This is a genomic window from Kribbella sp. NPDC104218 (assembly GCF_055584105.1).
Window position 1 is genome coordinate 298705 of the sequence record NZ_JBVJMQ010000001.1, and the last position, 21597, is coordinate 320301.

Sequence of the window (21597 nt, forward strand, 5' to 3'; positions counted from 1 at the left end):
CTCCCAGGGAGGTGTTTCCTGCCTATTCAGCCTGCGCCCACTCCCCCTTCACCGCAACAGATTTTCCGCCTGCCAACCCCGCACCACCGCGAAATCCCCCGGGGTCAGACCGCGGTCGGAGTCGACCCGGTGAACCAGCTGATGCGGCCCTCCGAAGTAGGCGATGTCACGCTCGTCGACCCCTTCGTCCAGCCAGACGAACGGACGCTCCCCCACCCAGGCCGCGATGTACGGCGTCTTCCAGGAGCCCGTCGGGATCGGCGTCCGGTCGGGCCATTCGATCGTGGGCAGCTGCGGTAAGCCGAGCAGCGGGGCGAGGAGGCGGTTGGCGCCGTGCTCCCAGCTGCTGGCCCAGACCAGGTCGAAGGTCGTTGCCAGGTCACGTAATTCCGCGCCGTGGCGGGGATTGAGGTGCACTGTCCAGCTGCGAGCGCCTTCGACGATCTCGTGCCGGACGAACTCCGGCGACGGCAAGCGGGGGTTGAGGGGGCCGTCGACGTCGAGGAGGAGGAAGGGGCGCACGGGGGAACGGTAGGTGGTGCGGGGTTTTGTCGGCGGGGGGCCTTAGGGTCTGGGGGTGGCTTTGGAGACTTCGCCGGATGCGCCTGCGGCCGTTCGCACGATCGCGAACGGGATCGCGAGCTGGATCAACCAGTTGGGCGCGGTGTGGGTCGAGGGGCAGCTGACGGATGTGTCGATCGGGCGCGGGACGACGACCGTGTTCGGCACGCTGCGGGACACGGACGCCGACATCTCGTTGCGGTTCACGTGTAATCGGCGGGTGTTCGAGGCGGTGGATCCGCCGGTGACGGACGGGTCGCGGGTCGTGGTGAACGCCAAACCCAACTTCTTCGCCCGGCGCGGGACGCTCGCGCTCGCGGTCAGCGAGATCCGGCATGTCGGGATCGGCGAGCTGCTCGCGCGGATCGAGCGGTTGAAGCAGCTGCTGGCGGCCGAGGGGTTGTTCGCGGCGCACCGCAAGCAGCGGCTGCCGTTCCTGCCGCACACGATCGGCCTGATCTGCGGGCGGGATTCGGCCGCCGAGCGCGACGTCCTGGAGAACGCGAAGCGCCGCTGGCCGGCGGTCGCGTTCCGGGTCGAGTACGCGTCGGTGCAGGGGCCCGCGGCGGCCGGTGAGGTGATGCAGGCGCTGCGCCGGCTGGACGGCGACGACTCGGTCGAGGTGATCGTGATCGCGCGCGGCGGCGGCTCGCTGGAGGATCTGCTGCCGTTCTCGGACGAGGGGCTGATCCGCGCGGTGTCGCAGGCGAAGACGCCGATCGTCAGCGCGATCGGCCACGAACCGGATTCGCCGCTGCTCGACCTGGTCGCCGATCTGCGCGCGTCCACCCCGACGGACGCCGCCAAGCGGATCGTGCCTGACGTCCGCGAGGAGCTGGACGGCGTGCGCCTGCTGCGCGAGCGTGGGGCGCGGGCGATCAACGGCTGGCTCGAGCGGGAGCTGCACGCGTTGGCCGCGATCCGCAGCCGGCCCGCGCTGGCCGCGCCGGTCGCCGACCTGCAGCGCCGCTCCGACGAGATCGTCGCGCTCGTCGACCGGAGCCGGCGGACGCTGACGCACCGGCTCGACCGGGCCAGTGACGACATCGCGCACCGGCTGGCGTCCGTCCGGGCGCTCTCCCCCAAGGCGACCCTGGAGCGCGGCTACTCCGTCCTCCAGCTCGCCGACGGCACCGCCGTCCGCGAAACCGCGCAAGTCGCGCCCGGCGACGTCCTGCACGCGCGCGTCAGCGACGGCCGTTTCACAGTCGAGGTCAAGACCGAGGAGAACCCCACATGACCGACACCCGGCCCGAGATCTCCTACGAGCAGGCCCGCGAAGAGCTCGTCGACGTCGTCCGCAAACTCGAAGCCGGCGGCACCACCCTCGAAGAATCCCTCGCCCTCTGGGAGCGCGGCGAAGAACTCGCCACCACCTGCCAGCGCTGGCTCGAAGGCGCCCGCGACCGCCTCACCAAAGCCCAAGATTCCCCCACCAAGAAGTCCGACTAGGACAGCAGCCGGTCGACCAGGGCGGTTAGGCCGGCTTTTAGGCGGGGGAGGGGGTAGGCGGTGGTTCTGAGGGAGTGGTGGAGGTCGGCGGCCAGGGGGGCCAGGAGGGCGTGGGCGGTGTAGTCGGGGTCGAGGGTGGGGTTGGCTTGTTCGGTGAGGTGGGCTAGGTGGCGGTGCCAGAGGTGGTAGGAGCCGATGCGGTAGCGGGCGCCGGGGGAGGCGTTCTCGCTGTCGAGGAAGAGTTCGGTGTGGCGGTCCAGGAGGTCTAGGTAGGCCTCGAGGAAGGCTACGGCTCGGGTGGCGGGTGGGGCGCCGGGGCCCAGGGGCGGCGGGCCGGTGAGGATGCGGGCCTGGAGTTGTTGTTCGCGTTCGTCGAGGAGGGCTACGGCTAGGCCGGCCCGGTCTCCGAAGCGACGGAAGACGGTGCCTTTGCCGACGCCGGCTTCGGCGGCGATCGCGTCGAGCGAGACGTTGCGGACGCCGTGCGCGGTGAAGAGCCGGTCGGCGGCTTCGAGGACGCGCAGCCGGTTGCGGCGCGCGTCGGCCCGCTCCGGGCGCGGCGAATCGACCACTGGCAGCTCGCGGGAGCCCCGCGCCACGGGCTCGTCGGACGACGACGCGTCTTGTGAAGCGGACTGTGGTCCGGTACGGTCCTGCATAAGAGGACTGTAGTCCGGTATGGACCTGGGAGGAAGTATGACGGCTGTACGGGTGGCAATCGCCTTTCATTCGGGATACGGGCACACGGCGAAGCAGGCGGAGGCGGTGGCCGCCGGGGTGGGGTCGGTCGACGGCGCGACGGCGGAGTTGGTGCCGCTGGACGAGCTGACCGACGCCACGTGGGCCGCGCTGGCGGCGGCGGATGCGATCGTGTTCGGGGCGCCGACGTACATGGGCAGCCCGAGCGCGGCGTTCAAGGCGTTCGCGGAGGAGAGCTCGAAGGTCTGGGGCGCGAACCTGGGCTGGCGGGACAAGATCGCGGCCGGGTTCACGAACTCGAAGGCGATGTCGGGTGACAAGCTGAACAGCCTGGTCGACCTCGCGGTCTTCGCGGCCCAGCACGGGATGATCTGGGTCGGGCTGGACATCTACCCCGGCTGGTCGGAGAGCACCGCCAGCATCGAGGACCTGAACCGCCTCGGCAGCTGGCTGGGCGCGATGGCGCAGTCGGACGCCGACCTGTCGGCCGAGAAGGCTCCCCCGGCGACCGACCTGCGGACGGCGCACGCGCTCGGCGTCCGGGTCGCGACCGTCACCCAGCGGCACCGGCGCGGAACGCTGGCCGCCTGATGGCGTGGCTGGTCCTGCTCGTGGCCGCCGTCTTCGAGGTCGCCTTCGCCATCAGCATGAAGCCGAGCGAGGGGTTCACCCGGCTCTGGCCGACCGTCGCCGTCCTGGTCTTCGGCGTCACGTCGGTCTTCCTGCTCGGCAAGACCCTCCACCAGTTGCCCGTCGGTACGGCGTACGCGGTCTGGACCGGCCTCGGCTCGGTGGGCGTGGTCACGCTCGGCATCATCTGGTTCGACGAGGCGGTCACGCCGGCCCGGCTGGCCTGTATCGGCTTGATCGTCGCCGGCGTGATCGGCCTTCGCCTGGCCGGCGCCGAGTAGACCCGAACCGCCAGCGCTACACAATTGGCGCGGCCGGCCCGTCCCCCGCGGGCGCGCGGCGTCGACGGCGCATTGTGATGGCGTGGCGGTTCGTCTCCGCGGCGCCGCGACCGAGCCGGGGCGGAATGTTGCCGATGGCATCGACTTGAGTGACCGGGTGCCGGTCGGCGAGTTGCCACAGGTCGTCGTCGGTGCGCAGGGTTCGGAGCTCGCCGAAGAGTTCGCGGGCGAACCAGACCGGATGCCCCGGGCCGTCGTCGTAGCGGCTGATCCCGAGCGGGGTGGCGACCTCGGCGACCAGTGACCAGACGGCGGCCGGGGTGACGCCGGGCTGGTCGCCGAGCAGGACGATGAGCCCGTCGGTACGCCGATCCACGGCGTCCAGCGCGGGCACGATCGACGAGCTGCCGGTATCGGCGTGCGGCGACTCGACGACGCGGACCCCGTCGAAGTCCACCCGATCCCGGACCTGCTCCGACGCGCTGCCCAGCGTCACGATCAGCTGGTCGAACCCACATCCCCGCGCGGCCCCGACCGCGGACCCGAGCAGGGGCTCACCGTCGTACGGCAGCAACTGCCACGGGACGCCGGCCTGCGGCGAACTCTCGGCGGCCAGCACCAACCCCGTGACGAACATCGGCGGATCAACTCCGCGACCGGGGGACGGCGGACACGACGGGGCTCCTTAGGGCTGTCCCCGAGTGGCTAGCCGAAGTCTCGATCGAACCCCGCGCCCGGCGGCCCTGTCAACGAGCGTCCGGAAACTGGTCAGTACGGTGTCAGCGCAGCGATGAAGCGAGCGCTTCGAGCGCCGGGTACCCCGCGTTCCCGGTGACGATCGTCGTCACCCCGGAGCCGATCAGCACCAGCGCCTGCTCGTCCTTGCGGTCCAGCAGCACCTTGCGCTGCCAGGTCACGCCGGCGACCGTCGACGTCCCGTCGTCGGAAGTCCGGCCCAGCTCGTCGGACTGGAACTTCGTCCCGGTGACGTTGGACTGCTCGAGCCCGACGTACTTCTTCTCGTCGGTCACGATGCCCAGATGCCAGGTGATCGGCGACTGCTCCGGTGTGCGGAACTCCACACTCGTCGCCGCCCAGCCGGCCGGCAACGGCTCCGGGCCGCGCACCCAGGAGGCGGCCTTGCGGGCGTCCTCCAGCTGGGCGCTGTACTTGATCGCGCGGACCTTCTCCTCCTTGGGCCGCCACGTCACGACCGCCAGGAACCCAACCACGATGAAGCAGGCCAGCAACGCCCAGAACATGTTCGTCAGCGTCCGCGCCTTCGCGCGGTCCTTGCTGTTCTGCTCGCGATAGGCGATCGCTTCCGCACGCGCGCGAGCCTTCTCCCGCGCCGCCGCCTCGTCCTGACCCGTCGTACCCATGACACGAGTGTCGCATCCTCACTAAGACGTCCGATCACCGTGTTGGCTACGATCCGTTGACATGACCGACCCGACGATGCCGCCAGCCCATCTGGAAGTCGAGGCCGATGCGCCCGACCGCAACCTCGCCCTCGAACTGGTGCGGGTCACCGAGGCCGCCGCGATGGCGGCCGGGCGGTGGGTCGGGCGGGGTGACAAGAACGGCGCGGACGGCGCCGCGGTGAACGCGATGCGGACGCTGATCGGCACCGTCGGGATGAACGGCGTGGTGGTGATCGGCGAGGGCGAGAAGGACAACGCCCCGATGCTCTACAACGGCGAGCGGGTCGGCGGCGGCGACGGGCCGGAGTGCGACGTCGCGGTCGACCCCGTCGACGGGACGACGCTGGTCGCGAAGGGGATGAACAACGGGATCGCCGTGATGGCGGTCGCACCGCGCAACTCGATGTACGACCCGTCCGCGGTGTTCTACATGGAGAAACTCGTCGTCGGGCCGGAGGCGGCCGATGTGGTCGACATCCGGCTGCCGGTCGCGGAGAACATCCGCCGGGTCGCGAAGGCCAAGGGCTCCTCGGTGGACGACGTCACCGTCGTCCTGCTCGACCGGCCGCGGCACGACGACCTCGCGCAGCAGATCCGAGCGACCGGCGCGCGGATCAAGTTCATCAGCGACGGCGACGTGGCCGGCGCACTCGAGGCCGCCCGCCCGGACACCGGTCTGGACCTGCTGCTCGGGATCGGCGGGACGCCGGAGGGCATCATCGCCGCCTGCGCGATGAAGTGCCTGGGCGGCAAGATCCAGGGCCGCCTGTGGCCGACGGACGACGAGGAGCGGCAGAAGGCGGTCGACGCGGGCCACGACCTGGAGCGCGTCCTCGACACCGACGACCTGGTCAGCGGTGACGACTGCTTCTTCGTCGCGACCGGGATCACCGACGGCGAGCTGCTCCGCGGCGTCCGCTACGGCCGCTCGACCGCCCGTACGCACTCGCTCGTGATGCGCTCGCGCAGCGGCACCATCCGCAGCATCGAGAGCGTCCACCAGCTCGAGAAGCTCCGCGCCTACTCCGCCATCGACTTCGAGCACGCCAGATGAGTGCACCGGTTCTCGTCATTGGCGAGGCGCTCGTCGACATCGTCAGCGCGGGGCCGAAGAAGAACGGGAACAGCAAGCCGAAGGCGACGCCGGGCGGCTCGCCCGCGAATGTCGCGGTGGGGTTGGCGCGGCTCGGCGTACCGACCTCGCTCGTGACCCGCTTCGGGACGGACCCGTACGGCGACCAGCTCGGCGCGCACCTGTTCGGCAACGGCGTCCAGCTGGCGCCGGGCTCGGTGGATCCGGGCTTCCGGACGAGTACGGCGACGGCGACGCTGGACGCGGCCGGGGTGGCGTCGTACCAATTCGACATCACCTGGGAGCCGCCGGCGCTGTCGCTCAGCCGGGGTTGCCCGGCCGTCCACACCGGCTCGATCGCCACCTTGCTGGAGCCGGGCGCGACCGCCATCCGCGACTTCCTCAAAGCGGTCGCCGACCAGCCGGTGACCGTCACGCTCGACCCGAACGCGCGCCCGACCATCACCCCGGATCCGGTCTCCACCTGGGCCGCCGTCCGCGAGCTGGCCGCTCTGTCGGATCTGGTGAAGCTGAGCGATGAGGACTGCGAGTTCCTGCAGCCCGGGCAGTCGCCGGAGAGCATCGCCGTCGAGCTGCTGGGCGCGCCGCGGACGCAGTGCGTGGTGATCACCCGCGGCGGCGAGGGCGCGCTCGCGATCAGCCGCGAGGGCCGGATCGACGTCACCGCGCCGACGATCGACGTCGTCGACACCGTCGGCGCGGGCGATTCGTTCATGGCCGCGCTGATCGCCGGTCTGAACACCCACGGCCTGCTCGGCGAGGCCCGGCTGGCCGGCCTCACCTCGGAGAGCCTGCGGGACGTCGTCGACTACGCGGTCAAGGCCGCGGCCATCACCTGCACGCGGCACGGCGCCGACCCGCCGACCGCCGCCGAGCACACCGCCACCTGGGGAGCCTGATGCCGGCAGCTGAGGTCTGGAACGCCGAGCTGGAGAACGCGGGGCGGGTCACGTTCCTGCCCCGCACCAGCCGGCTCGTCATCCGCTTGATCGGCTTCGGCGTGTTCACCGTCGCGTCGATCTTCTCGAACGTCAACCATCTGCGCAGCGAGAGCATCACCGGTCTGGTCGACGTCCTGCGGCTGACCGCACTGGCCGCGTTCATCTACGGGACCGGCCTGACGACCTGGCAGCTGGTCGCGAAGCGGCCGGTCGTCACGGTCGACACCGAGGGCATCACCCGCGGCCGGACGCTCAAGTGGTCGGCGATCGACCGGATCGAGGACCCGATCGGCATCCCGGGCGCCCGTACGGTCTCGGTCCAGCCGACGGATCGGAAGATCCGGCCGCTGGGCGTCACCTTCGACAACGTCGAGGACCTGGACGCGTTCGCAGCCTGGCTGCGCACCGTCCGGGCGCGCAACCTCTAACGGACGACGGCCAGGATCGCCGCCAGATGCTCGCGGCTGCGGGCGGCGGCGAGCTCGGGGTCGCGGTCGCGGATCGCGTCGGCGATGGCTACGTGCGCTGCCTGGTCCTGGCGGTGCAGGCGCTCGGCGTCCAGGCGCAGCAGGTCGATCATCGTCGTCCGGATCCGCGGGACGAAGGTGTCGAAGAGCTCCAGCAGGACGGCGTTGTGCGCGGCCGTCACCAGTGCGCGGTGAAAGGCCAGGTCGGCCTCGACGTACCAGTCGTCGGGTGACTTCTCGGCGGCGTCCAGGCGGTCCTTGAGCGTGTGCCGGAAGCTCTTCAGATCGGCCTGCGTACGCCGGGCCGCGGCCAGCCGGGCCGCCTCGGTCTCGATCGCGAGCCGCCCCTCCAGGACGTCGGTGATATCGGCCCGGCGGAGCACCTGGTCCCAGTCCTCGACGGCCTGGTGCGCGATCACGAACACCCCGGCGCCCTGCCGGCTCTCCAGCACCCGGCGGCCGGCCAACTCGCGGACGGCCTCGCGGATCGTGGACCGGCCGACGCCGAGCTGCGCGGCCAGCGTCGTCTCGCCGGGCAGCTTCTGGCCCAGCGCCCATTCGCCGCCGCCGATCCGGCGCAGCAGCTCCTCGGCGGCCTGCTCGGCCAGCGGGTGTCGGCGAATCATGCGGATCAGTGTAGGGGTCGCCGAAGTACTTCTCAGGTTATCAGCTTGTCTGAGGAGTTGATTCGGATTACCGTCGGTGGACATGGACTGGAACCGTCAGCAGCACTCCCCGATGCCGAGCCACCGCTACCGCGACGTCTTCGCCCGCGTGCCGGTCGAGCCGCTCGCGCGGACCTGGCCGGACCGCCGGCCGGTCAGCGCGCCGCTCTGGGTGCCGGTCGACCTCCGGGACGGCAACCAGGCGCTGGCCGAGCCGATGGACCCGGCCCGCAAACGCCGCTTCTTCGAGCTGATGGTTGCCATCGGCTACAAAGAGATCGAGGTCGGGTATCCGTCGGCCTCGCAGACCGACTTCGATTTCGTCCGGCTGCTGGCGACGTCCGGGCTGGTGCCGGACGACGTCACGATCGTGGTCTTCACCCCGGCCCGACCGGAGCTGATCGCGCGCACACTCGAGTCGATCGAGGGCATCCGCGGGCAGGTCGTCGTCCACATGTACGCCGCCACGGCGCCGGTCTGGCGGGACGTCGTCCTGCGTCGCACGCGGGCCGAGCTGGCCGAGCTGGTCCGGGCCGGGGCCGAGCAGGTGTTGCGGTCGGCCGGTGAGTCGGTGCGGTTCCAGTTCTCGCCCGAGGTGTTCAACCTGACCGAGCCGGACTACATCCTGGAGCTGGCCGATCAGGTCACCAAGGTCTGGGACGCGCGGCCGGAGCGACCGGTCGTCCTCAACCTGCCGGCCACCGTCGAGGTCGCCACGCCGAACGTGTACGCCGACCAGATCGAGTACATGGATCAGAACCTGCCGCGCCGCGACGGCGTGATCCTGTCGGTGCACCCGCACAACGATCGCGGGACCGGGATCGCTTGCGCGGAGCTCGCCGTCCTGGCCGGTGCACAACGCGTCGAGGGCTGCATCTTCGGCAACGGCGAGCGCACCGGGAACGTCGACCTGGCCACGCTGGCGCTGAACCTGCACACCCAGGGCATCGACCCGATGATCGACTTCTCCGATATCGACCGGATCCGGGAGACCGTCGAGTACTGCACGCGGATGCCGATCCACCCGCGGCACCCGTACGTCGGGGAGCTCGTCCACACCGCCTTCTCCGGGACGCATCAGGACGCGATCCGGAAGGGGCTCGCGGCGCGGACCGGCGAGCGGTGGGAGGTGCCGTACCTGCCGATCGATCCGGCGGACGTCGGGCGCGGGTACGAGGCCGTCGTCCGGGTGAACAGCCAGTCCGGGAAGGGCGGGATCGCGCACGTGCTGGAGACGTCGTACGGCGTCCAGATGTCGGCCGCCGACGAAGCCTCCTTCGCCCGGCATGTACAACGGCATACGGACGCTACTGGCCGCGAGGCTTCGGCGGCGGAGCTGAAGACGCTGTACGAGGAGGTCTACGGGTGCTCGAACTGAAGGACGTCGACTTCGTCCGGGACGGGAAGCTGCTGCTCGGCGGGGTGTCGCTGACCGTCGCCGAGGGCGAGCGGTGGGCGCTGCTCGGGCCGAACGGCGCGGGGAAGAGCACGATGCTCAACCTGTGCGGCGCGATCACGCACCCGACCCGCGGCACCGTCGAGATTCTCGGCCGCCGGCTCGGCACCGTCGACATCCGGACGCTCCGCGAGTCGATCGGGCATGTGAACCCACGCCATCCGTTGCGTTCGCCGCTGGCGCTGACGGACGTCGTACTGACCGGCCTGACCGGGACGATCGAGCGGATGCCGCGCTGGGAGCCGACCGCCGAGCAGACCGCGCGGGCCGCCGAGCTAATCGCCCTGCTCGGGATCGCCGACCTGGCCAAGGCCTCCTGGACGACGCTCTCGCAGGGGGAACGCGGGCGCGCGTTGATCGCCCGCGCGCTCCTGCCCGGCCCGCGGCTTCTGCTGCTCGACGAGCCCACGACCGGTCTCGACCTGGCGGCCCGCGAGCAGCTGCTCGAGACCCTCGACCACATCCACGACACGCATCCGAGCCTGGCTTCGCTCTTGGTCACCCATCACCTCGAGGAGCTGCCGACGTCCACCACTCACGCGGCTCTGTTGCGCGAAGGGCGCATCCTCGCCGCCGGGCGGGCGGACGACGTCCTCACCACTGCTCTGGTCACCGAAACGTTCGCCCATCCCATCCAGATCCACCGCGCCGCGGGCCGCTGGCTTGCCACTACCCACCGCTAGACTCGCCTCTCTGGGAGGGGTGGGTATGGGCGAGGCGTCACCGGAGGTCTGGGCGAGCACGTACGACCAGGTCAGCCGGGTCGAGTTCGGCGTCCGGACGGCGGCGTACCGGCGGTCGACCACTGTGCTCAGCCTGCTGATGCTCGCCTTGCTCGCCGTGCTGTGGCTGCTCCCGAACGACAGTGGGCTCTGGCTCCCACTGATGATCGTCGTCCTCGCGCTCGGCGCGGGCAGCTTCTGGTTCACGGCGCAGGCCGTCAGCAAACGGGTCGCGCTCCTCGTCGACGCCGACGGGATCCGCTCGGGACGGCGCCGCCTGTCGTGGCAGCAGATCGGCGGGATCGGCGTCCCCGGCGCGAAGCGGCTGACGATCACGGCTAGCGACCCGGGGCTCCGGCCGCTCACGATCACGACGTACACCGTCGCCGACCTGACCGCCCTCGCCGGGTGGCTCGAAAACGTTCTCGCACAGCACCGGAGCAGGAGTGAGTCGGATGTCGAAGTCCAGTAAGCCGAAGCCGGAGACCAAACTCATCGTCCGGCCGAACGCCGCCCGCCGCCTCGGCCCGCTCCTCCTCGCCCCACTCCTCCTGCTGGCCGCCCTCTGCGTCCCGCAGATCCAGTCCTCCGACGGCGCCCAGCGGACCTACTTCCTGATCGCCCTCGGCCTCGCTGTCTTCGCCGCCCTCGCCCTCGTCATCGCCCTCTGGCGCGGCCGCACCCAAGACTGACCCCATGCCGCCCACCGCCGAGCTTCCCCCAACCGCCTGGACCACCGAACTCAACCGCACCGGCCGCCTGGAGTTCCCCCTCCGCCGCAAGCCGTTCACCCTCCGCGCGCTGGTCTTCTTCGGCCTACTGTCGCCGACCTACATCTCGGCGGCCCTGGGCATCCGCGACGAGGACGGCTTCGGCCTGGCCATCAGCCTCCTGGCGTTGACCACCTGCGTCCTCGCGATCGCGGGCTTCGCCTGGTGCTGGATCCGCCGTTACCCAACCGTCGTAGTCGACACCACCGGCCTCCAGATCGGCCGTAAACACCTGTCCTGGGCCGAGTTCGGCACCGCCGGCATCCCCACCGGCACCAAGATCCTCCGCTACGTCCCCATCATCCCGGCCGACGCGTGGGCCAACCACCTCCGCGTCTCCCAGGACAACGTCCAAGACCTGGCCGCCTTCGCCACCTGGCTGAACAACCGCCGCCGGCTACCCGCCTCGGAGACTCATGCCGACCACCAGTGACACCTGGGACCACCAGCTCGACACCACCGGCAAGCTGACCTTCCCCCTGCGCCGCCGTCCGATGGCCTGGCGTGCCGCCTTCCTCACCTTGGCCGCGGCCCTCCGCCTCGACGCGTTGATCTCCGCCCAAGACCGCGACACCGGCTGGATCGCCTACAACGCCGGTCTCCTGGCGATCCTGCTAGTGGTTCTCGGGTACGTCGTCTGGACGCTCATCACCCGCCGTCCAGCCGTCACCATCGACGCCACCGGCATCACCCGCGGCAAGAAGTCCGTCTCCTGGCAGTCGATCGCCTCGATCGACCCCCCGGCAGGCACCAGCCTCTACCGAGTCATCCGCGTCCACCCAACCGACGCCCGCAAGCCCGTCGTCATCCCCCAAGACAACATCCACGACCTAACCGCCTTCCACCCCTGGCTGACCCACCACCACACCACCCAAACCCGCCCAACCTGACAGCCTGGGCCGCCGGCGTCGGGGTCAGCTGAGGCCGAGGCGTTTGGTGAGGCGGGGGCCGCGTTTGATTTTGATGTCGCCGAGGATGGCGGTGCCGCGGATGTGGAAGGTTTTGGGGTGGGCGGTGGTGGGGGTGGGGGCCGGGGCTAGGGGGGCGGCTTGTTCGGAGACGCTGCCGAGGATGGGGTTGGAGTCGAGGACGACGACGGCGTCGGCGGGGACGCGGATCTTGACGTCGGCGAGGATCGACTTGACCTCGACGTAGATGTCGTCGAAGGGGAGGGTGGCCTCGGTGTAGTCGAGGGTGATGTCGCCGAGGACGGCGTTCACCTCCTGGCGTTGCGGGGCCTGCCAGTTGCCTTGGCGTTTGGCGTCGCCGAGGAAGGCGTTGATGACCGGGCCGGTGAGCAGGACGACGTCCGCGCCGGGCTGCGGGGCCGGGTCGGGGGTGGCGAGGCCGTTGGGCAGGTCGGCGGTGAGGGTGATCAGCTCGCCGTAGGTCTTGGAGGCGTAGAGGGTCTCCAGCCGTTCGTCGAGCTCGTCGTAGGACAGGCGGCCCTCGCCCGCGGCGTCGCGCAGGACGTCGGCGACCTGCTCGCGCTCGAGGTCGGAGACCCGGCGGCGCAGCGCTGGGTCGACCGGCGCGGGGGTCACGTCCTGCGGGCGGTTGTCCTGGGGTACGTCGTCCTGGGCCACGCTCCGAACTTTACGCGCGCGGCGGAGCGGCCGCTCTCCGAAACCTCCCCTACCCGCCCCTGGGAAGACCCCTGAGATTAGGCTGGATCAGTCCAGTCCACTGTCCATGGAGGTCTGCCGGTGTCCGCCGACTTCACGTACTCCGATCTGCTCCCGTTAGGTTCTGACGACACGGAGTACCGGCTGCTCACGACCGAGGGTGTCAGCACGTTCACCGCCGGCGACCGCACCTTCCTGCAGGTCGACCCCGAGGTCCTGCGAATGCTGACCGCCGAGGCGATGCACGACATCTCGCACTACCTGCGGACGGCGCACCTCGCGCAGCTGCGCCGGATCATCGACGACCCCGAGGCGTCCGGGAACGACCGGTTCGTCGCGCTCGACCTGCTGAAGAACGCGAACATCTCGGCCGGCGGCGTGCTGCCGATGTGCCAGGACACCGGTACGGCGATCGTGATGGGCAAGAAGTCCGAGGGTGTGCTGACCGGCGCGGTCGACGAGGAGTGGATCAGCCGCGGCGTGTACGACGCCTACACCAAGCTGAACCTGCGCTACTCGCAGATGGCCCCGCTGACCATGTGGGACGAGAAGAACACCGGCTCCAACCTGCCCGCGCAGATCGAGCTGTACTCGACGCCGGGCGGCGGCGATCCGGCGTACAAGTTCCTGTTCATGGCCAAGGGCGGCGGCTCGGCGAACAAGTCGTTCCTGTTCCAGGAGACCAAGGCCGTGCTCAACCCGGCCGGGATGATGAAGTTCCTGGACGAGAAGATCCGCTCGCTGGGGACGGCGGCCTGCCCGCCGTACCACCTGGCGATCGTGGTCGGCGGGACGTCGGCGGAGTTCGCGCTGAAGACCGCGAAGTACGCCTCGGCGCACTACCTGGACGCGCTGCCGACGACCGGTTCGCCGGTCGGGCACGGATTCCGGGACGTCGAGCTGGAGGAGGAGGTCTTCAAACTCACGCAGGACTTCGGCATCGGGGCGCAGTTCGGCGGGAAGTACTTCTGCCACGACGTCCGGGTGATCCGGCTGCCGCGGCACGGCGCCTCCTGCCCGGTCGCGATCGCGGTGTCGTGTTCGGCCGACCGGCAGGCGCGGGCCAAGATCACGCCGGCGGGCGTCTTCCTGGAGCAGCTCGAGCGCGACCCCGCGCGCTTCCTGCCCGACACGACCGACGAGCACCTGGACGACGAGAGCGACGTCGTCCGGATCGACCTGAACCGGCCGATGAGCGAGATCCGCGCGGAGCTGTCCAAGCTGCCGGTGAAGACGCGGCTGTCGCTGACCGGGCCGCTGGTGGTCGCCCGGGACATCGCGCACGCGAAGATCAAGGAGCGCCTGGACGCGGGTGAGCCGATGCCGCAGTACCTGCGCGACCACGCGGTCTACTACGCGGGCCCGGCCAAGACCCCCGAGGGCTACGCCTCGGGCTCTTTCGGCCCGACCACCGCGGGCCGGATGGACGCCTACGTCGACCAGTTCCAGGCGGCCGGCGGCTCGTTCATCATGCTTGCCAAGGGCAACCGATCCGCCCAGGTCACCCAAGCCTGCAAGGCCCACGGCGGCTTCTACCTCGGCTCCATCGGCGGCCCCGCCGCCCGCCTCGCCCAGGACTGCATCAAGTCCGTCGACGTCATCGAGTACGCCGAGCTCGGGATGGAAGCCGTCTGGAAGATCCAGGTCGAGGACTTCCCCGCCTTCGTCGTCGTCGATGACAAAGGCAACGACTTCTTCACCGACACCCGGAAAGCAGTGGCACTCACCACGCGGCCCCGGTCGTAGGGCGGACCGCCGCCACTCACCAACTGTGCGGAGTAGCTCCGGCGCACGCTGGGGCTGCTCCGCGAAGCGGCCTTCGGCCGGGGTTGGTGAGTGGCTGGGGTTCGGTCAGCTGGCGAGCTCTTCGGTGACCAGCTCCGGTTGCGGGCCGGCCGGCGCAGCGGGGACCGGCCAGTCGGACGGCGCCGTCCAGGCTTCCCACTGATCGCAGAAGGGGTGGCTCCAGGCCTCTATCTCGCGGACGGCGCGGTGGGCGGTCGCGGTGATGTCGTCGGCCTGGGCCTGGGTGAAGCGGCCGGCGGTGACGGCGCCCTCGAGCTCGTCCTCGTCTTTCCAGTGGATGACGCGGTCGGGGGTAATCCAGAGGTCGAGGACGTGGTCCTCGGTGACGGTACGGCGGCCCGTGCGGACGTGCGGGGTCTCCAGGTTCACGTACCAGCCGCGGAAAGTGCGGTCCTCGGACCAGAAGTACCAAACGGACCACGGCTTACCGGTCGGGGCGACCTTGAGGATGCCGGTGCCGCGCCAGATGTCGAGTTTGAGGACTCGCTCCTGGCTGAACATGCCGGTCGGGCCCGCGTAGCGCAGCTCACGGCCGTCGGTCAGAACGGGTTTGAGCAGTGGTGTGCCCGGCGCGAGCCAGGCGACCAGGCCGTCCGCGTCGTCGCGGACGACCGTCATCGGGCGGACGTTCGGCTTGTCGGCGAACCGGCCGCTCCCGGCGTACACCCACTCGATCGTGGTCCCGGGCGCCCAGTAGGTCACGAAACCGCCGGCCGGGTCATCGACAGGACGTCGAGGGCCGCGTCCAGCTGCTCCTCGGTCAGGTCGCCCTTCTCGACGTGCCCGTTCTCGATCACGACCTCGCGGATCGTCTTGCCCTGTTTCAGCGCGCTCTTCGCGACGGCGGCCGCGTTCTCGTAGCCGATGTAGCGGTTCAGCGGCGTCACGATCGACGGCGACGACTCGGCCAGCGCCCGGGCGTGCTCGACGTTCGCGGTGATGCCGTCGACGCAGCGGGTCGCGAGCACCCGGGACGCGTTGCTGAGCAGGGTGATCGACTCCAGCAGGTTGCGCGCCATCACCGGCAGCATGACGTTCAGCTCGAAGTTGCCCCCGGCACCGGCCACGGTGATCGTGGTGTCGTTACCGATCACCTGCGCGGCGACCATCAGCGTGGCCTCGCAGATCACCGGGTTCACCTTGCCGGGCATGATGCTCGACCCCGGCTGCAGATCCGGCAGGGCGATCTCGCCGAGCCCGGCCCGCGGCCCGGAGCCCATCCAGCGCAGGTCGTTGCAGATCTTGGTCAGGCTGACCGCGATCGTCTTCAGCGCGCCCGACAGCTCGACCAGCCCGTCCCGCGCGCCCTGGGCCTCGAAGTGGTCCGCGGCCTCGGTCAGCGTCAGCCCGGTCCGCCGGTTCAGCTCCTCGATCACGGCCGCCGCGAACCCGGGCGGCGTGTTGATCCCGGTGCCGACCGCCGTCCCGCCCAGGGGCAGCTCGGAGACCCGCGGCAGCGCCGCCTGCACCCGCTCGGCGCCGCGCCGGATCTGCTGCGCGTACCCGTTGAACTCCTGCCCGAGCGTCACCGGCGTCGCGTCCATCAGGTGCGTCCGCCCCGACTTCACGACCTCCGCGAACTCCACGCCCTTGGCCGCCAGCGACGACGCCAGGACGTCGAGCGCCGGCAACAGCTCCTGGACGACGCCGGCCGTGGCCGCGACGTGGATCGCCGACGGGAAGGTGTCGTTACTGGACTGCGAGGCGTTCACATGGTCGTTCGGGTGGACGTCGGCCCCGAGCGACCGGGTCGCGAGCGTCGCGAGCACCTCGTTCACGTTCATGTTGGTCGACGTCCCGGAGCCGGTCTGGAACACGTCGATCGGGAACTCCGCGTCGTACGAGCCGGCGGCGACGATATCCGCGGCCGCGGCGATCGCGTCCGCGCGCTCGCCGTCCAGGACGCCGAGGGCGGCGTTCACCACCGCGGCCGACGCCTTGATGTGCGCGAGCGCGTGGATCAGCGCGGGCTCCAGCGGCCGGCCGGAGATCGGGAAGTTCTCCACCGCGCGCTGGGTCTGCGCCCGCCACAACGCGTCCCGGGGCACCTTGACCTCGCCCATCGTGTCGTGCTCGATCCGGTACTCGACGTCGTCTCCCATACCTGCCAGCCTACGTCGCACCCTGGTAGACGTAGTAGCACTCGTCCCGGCCCTGCAGCTCCACCGGTACCGGCGTCACCACGCACGCCCCGAACGTCGCCCGCATCGCCGACTCCAGCTCCGGCGACGCCGATGACGACCACACCGTCAGGACGCCGTCCGCCCGCAGCCGGGCCCGGCACACCTGCAGGAAGTCCGGCCGGTAGATCGTCGAATTCTCGTTGTAGACAAGGAAATCCGGCCCGTTGTCCACGTCCAGCAGGATCGCGTCGTACGACGCCTCCGCGGCCGCGGCGATCACCTCCCGGACGTCGCCGACCGTCACCGAGACCCGCGGATCGTCCAGCACCGACGGCACCAGACCGGCGCGCATCCAGCCCACCAGCTCGGGCTCGATCTCCGCGACCACCACCGCGCCGAGACGAACATCACGCAGCAGCGCCCGCACGGTGTACCCGAGCCCCAGCCCGCCGACGAGCACCCGGTCCGGACGCCGGACGGTCGCCAGCGCGGCCGACGCGAGCAGCTCCTCACTCGACGTCTCGACGTCGTCCATCACGAAGACGCCGTTCACGCGCAGCTCCAGCGCGCCGTCGTCGCGGCGCCGGAGCAGCAGGTCGCCGCGCTCACTCTGCGCCCGGGCGAGCTCCATCTCAGACCAGCCCCGCGTCGTGCGCCAGGATCGCGAGCTGGACCCGATTCGTCACCTGCAGCTTCCCGAGCGAGTTGGTCAGATGCGTCTTGACGGTCGCGACGCCGAGGCCGAGCGCCGTGGCGACCTCCGCGTTCGACTTGCCCTGAGCCACCGCCAGGACGACGTCCAGCTCGCGCTCGGTCAGCCCGTCGAGCGCGGCCCGGGCAGCAGTACGGCGGATGGTCACGTCGGACTCGCCGACGTAGTCCATCAGCTGGCGGGTCGATTGCGGCGACAGCGCGGACTCCCCCGCCGCGACCTTCAGCACCGCGGCGACGATCTCCGCCGGCGCTGCATCCTTGAGCAGGTAGCCGGCGGCGCCGGCCCGGAGCGCGCGCAGCAGATGCTCATCCGAGCCGAAGGTGGTCAGGATCAGCACCTCGGCCTGGCCGCGGAGCTCGGCCGTCGCGGCGACGCCGTCCAGGACCGGCATCCCGATATCCATCAGGACGACGTCCGGGCGCAGCTCGCGGACGGCGTCGATCGCCTGGCGTCCGTCGGCCGCCTGCCCGACCAGCTCGAGCTCGGGCGCTCCGGCGAGCATGCTCGCCAACCCGGCCCGAACGAGTGGGTCGTCGTCGACCAGAAGCAGCCTGACCGGAGAACTCACGGCCTCATCGTAGGACACGCCAAGGCAACCAGGCGGCCAACCGAAACTCGTCGTCCGCCGATCCGTGCTCGATCCGGCCTCCGGCGAGCGACACCCGCTCGGCCAGCCCGAGCAGACCCACCCGCGACCCCGTGCCACTCGCCTCGGTTTCGAGTCGGTTGACGACCTCTATCGCCAGCTCACCGCCCGGCTCGCCGTGCAGCGTCAGCCGGACGGTCTGCCCCGGCGCATGCTTGCGCGCGTTCGTCAGCCCCTCCTGCACGATCCGGTACGCCGTCAGGTCGGTCAGCCCGGCCAGGTCGAACGGCGTCGCCAGCTCGATCACCATCCCGGCTGCTCGCGACTCGGCGATCAGCTCGGCGATCCCCCGCTGCGGGCCGTCCTGAGACCGCAGTACGCCGACGATCTCGCGCAGGTCCTCGACGGACTCCCGCGCGCTCAGCCGGATCACCCCGGCCGCCCGCGCCAACTCCTCGGGCGGCATGTCCGGCCGGAACTCCAGCGCGCCCGCATGCACGCTCAACAGCGACAGCCGATGCCCGAGCGCGTCGTGCATCTCCCGCGCGATCCGCTCCCGCTCGGCCCGGACCGCCCGCTCGGACAGCGACACCATCAGCTGCCGCCGCGTCCGGACGACGATGCCCCAGGCAACCAACGCCAGGCAGGCCAGCGCGGTCAGCGCGACCGCGATCGGGTAGGCGTTCGGCGCGTCCGCGATCGGATAGATCCAGAACTGGACCATGCAGGAGGCCATCGCGACCGCCCCGATCGACAGGCTGACCGCCGGCCGCCGGTGCACTGCCACGCTGAACAACGCCAGCCCGCCCGCGCCACCCAGCGACGGGACGGCGGTCGACCCGACGATCATCACCAGCGCCAGCCCGGCCGGCCAGCGGCGGCGCAGCAACAAGGCGAGCGCGCCCGCGACGCACAACGGCAAGCTGAGCCAGAGCGGCAGCTGCCCGAACCGCGGCGCCGGCTCACGATCCCCGACCACGGGCAGGCCGATCAGCACCGCGAGGACGACGCAGGCCACGTCGACCACGCGATCGCGCGGCGTCCGGCGGTCGTACCCGGGCGCGGCGCTCGATCCCGGCTCGATCAGCGCGGCGAGGATCCCCGGCTTGGTCTCCACCTCAGCGACGGTACAAGACTTTCGGTTGACGCTCGTGTCCGCCGATCGGCGTCCGGAAGGCTGCCGCGGGCGGATCCGCGACCGGCGTCCGGGCGGCAGAGTGGAGACATGATGCTTGCCGACAGCAAGAAGCCGAAGCGGCGGCGCCGGGTGGCGCGGTTCTTCCTCAGCCTCGCGGCGCTGGTCGTCGCGCTCGCGCTCGTCCTGGTGGGCGGGTCGCGGATCTGGACCTGGCAGGACGATCGCAAGGCCGAGCTGACGACGTCCGGGCCGTACACCGCCGATCTGGCGTCGCTGCAGCAGCACCAGCTGCCGAAGTGGTTCCAGGATGCGAAGTTCGGCGTGATGCTGCACTGGGGCCTGTACTCCGTGCCCGGGTTCGCGCGGAAGGGCGTGCCGTTCGCCGAGCTGATGCGGACCGAGTACGAGCACGCGATGACGCGCAACCCGTACGCCGAGGACTACGCGAACGCGATGAAGGACCCGGAGTCGCCGACCGCGGAGTACCACCGCAAGCATTACGGGACGGCGCCGTACAGCGCTTTCGCGCAGCAGTTCGAGGCCGGGCTGGCGAAGTGGGACCCGGATCGCTGGGCGGCGCAGTTCAAGGCCGCGGGGGCGTCGTACATCGTGGTGACGGCGAAGTACGCCGACGGGTACTCGCTCTGGCCGACGCAGGTCCGCAACCCGCACGCGCCGGACTTCCACTCCAAGCGCGACCTGATGGGTGAGCTGGCGGCCGCCGTCCGCAAGCAGGGGCTGAAGTTCGGGGTGTACTACTCCGGCGGCGTCGACTGGACCTTCCAGAAGAAGACCGTGCAGACGTTCGGCGACTACCTGTACCTGCACTACGGCGAGGACTACCGCGAGTACGCCGTCGCCCAGGTGCGCGAGCTGATCACGCGGTACAAACCCGACATCCTGTGGAACGACATCGCCTGGCCGACCGGCTCCAAGCGGCTGTACGCCGTCCTGGCGGACTACTACAACACCGTCCCCGAAGGCGTCGTCGACGACCGCTGGAGTACGGCGTCCTTCGGGCGGCAGGTGATGGGGATCAAACCACTGCGGTGGGCCTACGACCAGGTGCTGAAGCAGGCGTTCAAGGACCCGACGATCTCCGAGCAGCCGCCGAAGGACTCCGCGCACAGCGACTTCCGGACGCCGGAGTACGCCGACTTCGACACCATCCAGACCAAGTTCTGGCAGCAGGACCGCGGGATCGGCGGCTCCTTCGGCTACAACCGGACCGAGACCGAGGCGGACTACACCAAGTCACCCGAGCTGATCGCGGAACTGGCCCGCGCCGGCGCCAACAACGGCGCCCTGCTGCTCAATGTCGGCCCCTCCGGCGGCGAAGGCGACATCGTCCCCGCCCAGCTCAGCCGCCTCACCGACATCGGCGCCTGGCTCCGCACCAACCGCGAAGCCTACGACGGCACCCGCCCCTGGAACCGCTCCTCCGCCGTCACCACCGCCGGCGACACCGTCACCTTCACCACCCGCGGCAACGACCTCTACGCCACCGTCCTCGGCCGCCCCAAAGGCACCATCACCATCAAAGACGTAGCCCTCAAAGGCACCCCAAACCGCCTCTCCGGCGGCAAAGTCCACAAAACAACCACAGCCTCCACCACCACCCTCACCGGCGCCGACGGCACCTACGCCCCCGTCTACAAACTCACCGGCGGCGCATAGCCCCGGCCGAGGACACGCGAACGCCCCGGGAGATCGGCGTCTCCCGGGGCGTCAGCGCGCGTTCGTCAGTACCAGCCCTTGGCCTGGGAGTGGGACCAGGCGGCGCAGGGGGAGCCGTAGCGGTCGTCGATGTAGTCGAGGCCCCATTTGATCTGGGTGACCGGGTTGGTGCGCCAGTCGGCGCCGTAGGACGCCATGCGGTTGCCGGGGAGGGCCTGGGCGATGCCGTAGGCGGACGACGTCGGGTTGTCGGCGCGGGGGTTCCAGCGGGACTCTTTGTTCCAGAGCTTCTCGAGGCAGCCGAACTGGCTGTCGCCCCAGCCGTGGTCGGGGAGCAGATTGCGGGCGATCTGCTTCGGCGTGCCCTCGTACTTCTTCCGCTCGTTGTCCCGGCTGACGCGCTCCTTGCGCGAGGACTGGTCGGTCTTCTTGAGCGCTTCGTAGCGCTTGCCGGCCGCGTTCTTGGCCAGCAGGCTGCGCTCGGAGGCGTCCTGGGAGGCCTTGATCTCCTGAGCGACGGCCTCCACCTTGGCGCGCATCCGGGCGGCGTCCTCGGCGGTGTTGAGGCCCTCCTCGGGGTTCAGCACCGGGCCCTTGGCGGCGTGCGCCTTCTCGCTGTTCAGCACGGCCATCTCGGCGCGGCCGGACACGTTCTCGGCCGCGGAGCTGCTCCCGGGGGAGCTGAAGAGGTCGATACCCGCGACCACGGTGACCACAGCGATCCCAGTGATGGAGAGGACCGCGACGGAGCGCTTCGCTTTCATCT

Annotated in this window: 27 protein-coding genes; 15 read left to right on the top strand and 12 right to left on the bottom strand. The window is 70.4% G+C overall.

All coding sequences use genetic code 11. The features are described 5' to 3' along the window. Window positions 1-48: 48 nt before the first annotated feature. Window positions 49-522, bottom strand: a complete 474-nt coding sequence (locus ACZ6ZD_RS01350; RefSeq protein ID WP_465667176.1) for an HAD domain-containing protein — start codon at window positions 520-522, stop codon at window positions 49-51. Between the two features lie 55 nt (window positions 523-577). Between ACZ6ZD_RS01350 and xseA the strand changes: the two genes are divergently transcribed. Both xseA and ACZ6ZD_RS01360 read left to right on the top strand, forming a co-directional pair. Next, entirely contained in the window at window positions 578-1801 is a 1224-nt protein-coding gene (gene xseA / locus ACZ6ZD_RS01355; protein WP_465667178.1) for an exodeoxyribonuclease VII large subunit, read from the top strand. Further along, window positions 1798-2013: an exodeoxyribonuclease VII small subunit gene (locus ACZ6ZD_RS01360; RefSeq protein ID WP_465667180.1), complete on the top strand. Its 216-nt coding sequence runs from the start codon at window positions 1798-1800 to the stop codon at window positions 2011-2013. The genes xseA and ACZ6ZD_RS01360 overlap by 4 nt, the downstream gene beginning before the upstream one ends. Here the strand turns inward: ACZ6ZD_RS01360 and ACZ6ZD_RS01365 are convergent. Further along, window positions 2010-2672, bottom strand: coding sequence for a TetR/AcrR family transcriptional regulator (locus ACZ6ZD_RS01365; protein WP_465667181.1), 663 nt, complete (start codon window positions 2670-2672; stop codon window positions 2010-2012). The two genes, ACZ6ZD_RS01360 and ACZ6ZD_RS01365, sit on opposite strands and share 4 nt — an antisense overlap. Before the next feature lie 37 nt (window positions 2673-2709). Between ACZ6ZD_RS01365 and ACZ6ZD_RS01370 the strand changes: the two genes are divergently transcribed. After that, a complete protein-coding gene (locus ACZ6ZD_RS01370) occupies window positions 2710-3303 on the top strand; it encodes a flavodoxin family protein (RefSeq protein ID WP_465667183.1) in 594 nt (197 codons plus the stop codon). Next, window positions 3303-3623: a DMT family transporter gene (locus ACZ6ZD_RS01375; RefSeq protein ID WP_465667185.1), complete on the top strand. Its 321-nt coding sequence runs from the start codon at window positions 3303-3305 to the stop codon at window positions 3621-3623. The genes ACZ6ZD_RS01370 and ACZ6ZD_RS01375 overlap by 1 nt, the downstream gene beginning before the upstream one ends. 16 nt (window positions 3624-3639) lie before the next feature. On the opposite strand, the gene ACZ6ZD_RS01380 is transcribed toward ACZ6ZD_RS01375, so the two are convergent. Beyond that, on the bottom strand, window positions 3640-4260 hold the full coding sequence (locus ACZ6ZD_RS01380) for a nucleotidyltransferase family protein (protein ID WP_465667187.1): 621 nt from the start codon (window positions 4258-4260) through the stop codon (window positions 3640-3642). A 142-nt stretch (window positions 4261-4402) separates the two neighbouring features. After that, window positions 4403-5005, bottom strand: a complete 603-nt coding sequence (locus ACZ6ZD_RS01385; RefSeq protein WP_465667189.1) for a DUF4245 domain-containing protein — start codon at window positions 5003-5005, stop codon at window positions 4403-4405. A 61-nt stretch (window positions 5006-5066) separates the two neighbouring features. Here ACZ6ZD_RS01385 and glpX point away from each other — a divergent pair, with 61 nt between their 5' ends. The 3 genes from glpX to ACZ6ZD_RS01400 are packed head-to-tail and all read left to right on the top strand — an operon-like array spanning window position 5067 to window position 7509. After that, complete coding sequence (gene glpX / locus ACZ6ZD_RS01390; RefSeq protein WP_465667191.1) at window positions 5067-6101, top strand: class II fructose-bisphosphatase; 1035 nt, start codon at window positions 5067-5069, stop codon at window positions 6099-6101. Further along, on the top strand, window positions 6098-7039 hold the full coding sequence (locus ACZ6ZD_RS01395) for a carbohydrate kinase family protein (RefSeq protein WP_465667192.1): 942 nt from the start codon (window positions 6098-6100) through the stop codon (window positions 7037-7039). Before glpX ends, ACZ6ZD_RS01395 begins: the two co-directional genes overlap by 4 nt. Continuing rightward, window positions 7039-7509, top strand: coding sequence for a hypothetical protein (locus ACZ6ZD_RS01400; protein ID WP_465667193.1), 471 nt, complete (start codon window positions 7039-7041; stop codon window positions 7507-7509). Before ACZ6ZD_RS01395 ends, ACZ6ZD_RS01400 begins: the two co-directional genes overlap by 1 nt. Here the strand turns inward: ACZ6ZD_RS01400 and ACZ6ZD_RS01405 are convergent. Next, window positions 7506-8174 carry a FadR/GntR family transcriptional regulator gene (locus ACZ6ZD_RS01405; protein ID WP_465667195.1) on the bottom strand — a complete coding sequence of 223 codons (669 nt, stop codon included), beginning with the start codon at window positions 8172-8174 and terminating at the stop codon, window positions 7506-7508. The genes ACZ6ZD_RS01400 and ACZ6ZD_RS01405 overlap by 4 nt on opposite strands. A gap of 82 nt (window positions 8175-8256) precedes the next feature. Between ACZ6ZD_RS01405 and ACZ6ZD_RS01410 the strand changes: the two genes are divergently transcribed. Genes ACZ6ZD_RS01410 through ACZ6ZD_RS01435 form a run of 6 tightly spaced genes read left to right on the top strand, consistent with a single transcriptional unit; the run spans window position 8257 to window position 12051 of the window. Further along, window positions 8257-9591 carry a 2-isopropylmalate synthase gene (locus tag ACZ6ZD_RS01410; RefSeq protein ID WP_465667197.1) on the top strand — a complete coding sequence of 445 codons (1335 nt, stop codon included), beginning with the start codon at window positions 8257-8259 and terminating at the stop codon, window positions 9589-9591. After that, on the top strand, window positions 9579-10352 hold the full coding sequence (locus tag ACZ6ZD_RS01415) for an ABC transporter ATP-binding protein (protein ID WP_465667199.1): 774 nt from the start codon (window positions 9579-9581) through the stop codon (window positions 10350-10352). The genes ACZ6ZD_RS01410 and ACZ6ZD_RS01415 overlap by 13 nt, the downstream gene beginning before the upstream one ends. 25 nt (window positions 10353-10377) lie before the next feature. Next, window positions 10378-10863, top strand: a complete 486-nt coding sequence (locus ACZ6ZD_RS01420; RefSeq protein ID WP_465667201.1) for a hypothetical protein — start codon at window positions 10378-10380, stop codon at window positions 10861-10863. Then, window positions 10847-11083 (top strand): hypothetical protein, encoded by a 237-nt coding sequence (locus ACZ6ZD_RS01425; protein WP_465667203.1) that lies wholly within the window; start codon window positions 10847-10849, stop codon window positions 11081-11083. Before ACZ6ZD_RS01420 ends, ACZ6ZD_RS01425 begins: the two co-directional genes overlap by 17 nt. A gap of 4 nt (window positions 11084-11087) precedes the next feature. Further along, a complete protein-coding gene (locus ACZ6ZD_RS01430; protein WP_465667205.1) occupies window positions 11088-11594 on the top strand; it encodes a hypothetical protein in 507 nt (168 codons plus the stop codon). Next, window positions 11578-12051, top strand: a complete 474-nt coding sequence (locus ACZ6ZD_RS01435) for a hypothetical protein (protein ID WP_465667206.1) — start codon at window positions 11578-11580, stop codon at window positions 12049-12051. Before ACZ6ZD_RS01430 ends, ACZ6ZD_RS01435 begins: the two co-directional genes overlap by 17 nt. A 24-nt stretch (window positions 12052-12075) precedes the next feature. On the opposite strand, the gene ACZ6ZD_RS01440 is transcribed toward ACZ6ZD_RS01435, so the two are convergent. Continuing rightward, the gene (locus ACZ6ZD_RS01440; protein ID WP_465667208.1) at window positions 12076-12747 is read right to left on the bottom strand and encodes a DUF1707 SHOCT-like domain-containing protein; all 672 of its coding nucleotides are present in this window, start codon (window positions 12745-12747) and stop codon (window positions 12076-12078) included. A gap of 120 nt (window positions 12748-12867) precedes the next feature. On the opposite strand from ACZ6ZD_RS01440, the gene ACZ6ZD_RS01445 reads away from it, so the two are divergent. Next, on the top strand, window positions 12868-14532 hold the full coding sequence (locus ACZ6ZD_RS01445; protein ID WP_465667210.1) for a fumarate hydratase: 1665 nt from the start codon (window positions 12868-12870) through the stop codon (window positions 14530-14532). A 105-nt stretch (window positions 14533-14637) separates the two neighbouring features. On the opposite strand, the gene ACZ6ZD_RS01450 is transcribed toward ACZ6ZD_RS01445, so the two are convergent. From ACZ6ZD_RS01450 to ACZ6ZD_RS01470, 5 genes are read right to left on the bottom strand one after another with little or no spacing between them, the layout of a single operon-like run. Continuing rightward, the gene (locus tag ACZ6ZD_RS01450) at window positions 14638-15294 is read right to left on the bottom strand and encodes a DUF402 domain-containing protein (protein ID WP_465667212.1); all 657 of its coding nucleotides are present in this window, start codon (window positions 15292-15294) and stop codon (window positions 14638-14640) included. Next, the gene (locus ACZ6ZD_RS01455) at window positions 15291-16694 is read right to left on the bottom strand and encodes a class II fumarate hydratase (RefSeq protein WP_465667214.1); all 1404 of its coding nucleotides are present in this window, start codon (window positions 16692-16694) and stop codon (window positions 15291-15293) included. Before ACZ6ZD_RS01455 ends, ACZ6ZD_RS01450 begins: the two co-directional genes overlap by 4 nt. Window positions 16695-16704: 10 nt before the next feature. Beyond that, complete coding sequence (locus ACZ6ZD_RS01460; RefSeq protein ID WP_465667216.1) at window positions 16705-17346, bottom strand: spermidine synthase; 642 nt, start codon at window positions 17344-17346, stop codon at window positions 16705-16707. 1 nt (window position 17347) lies between these two features. Then, window positions 17348-17998: a response regulator gene (locus ACZ6ZD_RS01465; protein WP_465667218.1), complete on the bottom strand. Its 651-nt coding sequence runs from the start codon at window positions 17996-17998 to the stop codon at window positions 17348-17350. A 4-nt stretch (window positions 17999-18002) separates the two neighbouring features. After that, window positions 18003-19133 (bottom strand): sensor histidine kinase, encoded by a 1131-nt coding sequence (locus ACZ6ZD_RS01470; protein ID WP_465667220.1) that lies wholly within the window; start codon window positions 19131-19133, stop codon window positions 18003-18005. Between the two features lie 108 nt (window positions 19134-19241). Between ACZ6ZD_RS01470 and ACZ6ZD_RS01475 the strand changes: the two genes are divergently transcribed. Further along, entirely contained in the window at window positions 19242-20831 is a 1590-nt protein-coding gene (locus ACZ6ZD_RS01475) for an alpha-L-fucosidase (protein ID WP_465667221.1), read from the top strand. Window positions 20832-20896: 65 nt separating this feature from the next. Here the strand turns inward: ACZ6ZD_RS01475 and ACZ6ZD_RS01480 are convergent, their stop codons facing one another. Next, complete coding sequence (locus tag ACZ6ZD_RS01480) at window positions 20897-21595, bottom strand: aggregation-promoting factor C-terminal-like domain-containing protein (RefSeq protein WP_465667223.1); 699 nt, start codon at window positions 21593-21595, stop codon at window positions 20897-20899. Window positions 21596-21597: the final 2 nt, after the last annotated feature.

Coding starts and splice junctions, on each gene's coding strand:
- ACZ6ZD_RS01430 (WP_465667205.1), top strand. CDS start 11,088: ATGCCGCCCACCGCCGAGCTTCCCCCAACCGCCTGGACCACCGAACTC.
- ACZ6ZD_RS01475 (WP_465667221.1), top strand. CDS start 19,242: ATGATGCTTGCCGACAGCAAGAAGCCGAAGCGGCGGCGCCGGGTGGCG.
- ACZ6ZD_RS01400 (WP_465667193.1), top strand. CDS start 7,039: ATGCCGGCAGCTGAGGTCTGGAACGCCGAGCTGGAGAACGCGGGGCGG.
- ACZ6ZD_RS01360 (WP_465667180.1), top strand. CDS start 1,798: ATGACCGACACCCGGCCCGAGATCTCCTACGAGCAGGCCCGCGAAGAG.
- ACZ6ZD_RS01375 (WP_465667185.1), top strand. CDS start 3,303: ATGGCGTGGCTGGTCCTGCTCGTGGCCGCCGTCTTCGAGGTCGCCTTC.
- ACZ6ZD_RS01425 (WP_465667203.1), top strand. CDS start 10,847: ATGTCGAAGTCCAGTAAGCCGAAGCCGGAGACCAAACTCATCGTCCGG.
- ACZ6ZD_RS01455 (WP_465667214.1), bottom strand. CDS start 16,694: ATGGGAGACGACGTCGAGTACCGGATCGAGCACGACACGATGGGCGAG.
- ACZ6ZD_RS01420 (WP_465667201.1), top strand. CDS start 10,378: ATGGGCGAGGCGTCACCGGAGGTCTGGGCGAGCACGTACGACCAGGTC.
- glpX (WP_465667191.1), top strand. CDS start 5,067: ATGACCGACCCGACGATGCCGCCAGCCCATCTGGAAGTCGAGGCCGAT.
- ACZ6ZD_RS01405 (WP_465667195.1), bottom strand. CDS start 8,174: ATGATTCGCCGACACCCGCTGGCCGAGCAGGCCGCCGAGGAGCTGCTG.
- ACZ6ZD_RS01460 (WP_465667216.1), bottom strand. CDS start 17,346: ATGGAGCTCGCCCGGGCGCAGAGTGAGCGCGGCGACCTGCTGCTCCGG.
- ACZ6ZD_RS01380 (WP_465667187.1), bottom strand. CDS start 4,260: ATGTTCGTCACGGGGTTGGTGCTGGCCGCCGAGAGTTCGCCGCAGGCC.
- ACZ6ZD_RS01410 (WP_465667197.1), top strand. CDS start 8,257: ATGGACTGGAACCGTCAGCAGCACTCCCCGATGCCGAGCCACCGCTAC.
- ACZ6ZD_RS01370 (WP_465667183.1), top strand. CDS start 2,710: ATGACGGCTGTACGGGTGGCAATCGCCTTTCATTCGGGATACGGGCAC.
- ACZ6ZD_RS01365 (WP_465667181.1), bottom strand. CDS start 2,672: ATGCAGGACCGTACCGGACCACAGTCCGCTTCACAAGACGCGTCGTCG.
- ACZ6ZD_RS01395 (WP_465667192.1), top strand. CDS start 6,098: ATGAGTGCACCGGTTCTCGTCATTGGCGAGGCGCTCGTCGACATCGTC.
- ACZ6ZD_RS01385 (WP_465667189.1), bottom strand. CDS start 5,005: ATGGGTACGACGGGTCAGGACGAGGCGGCGGCGCGGGAGAAGGCTCGC.
- ACZ6ZD_RS01480 (WP_465667223.1), bottom strand. CDS start 21,595: ATGAAAGCGAAGCGCTCCGTCGCGGTCCTCTCCATCACTGGGATCGCT.
- ACZ6ZD_RS01435 (WP_465667206.1), top strand. CDS start 11,578: ATGCCGACCACCAGTGACACCTGGGACCACCAGCTCGACACCACCGGC.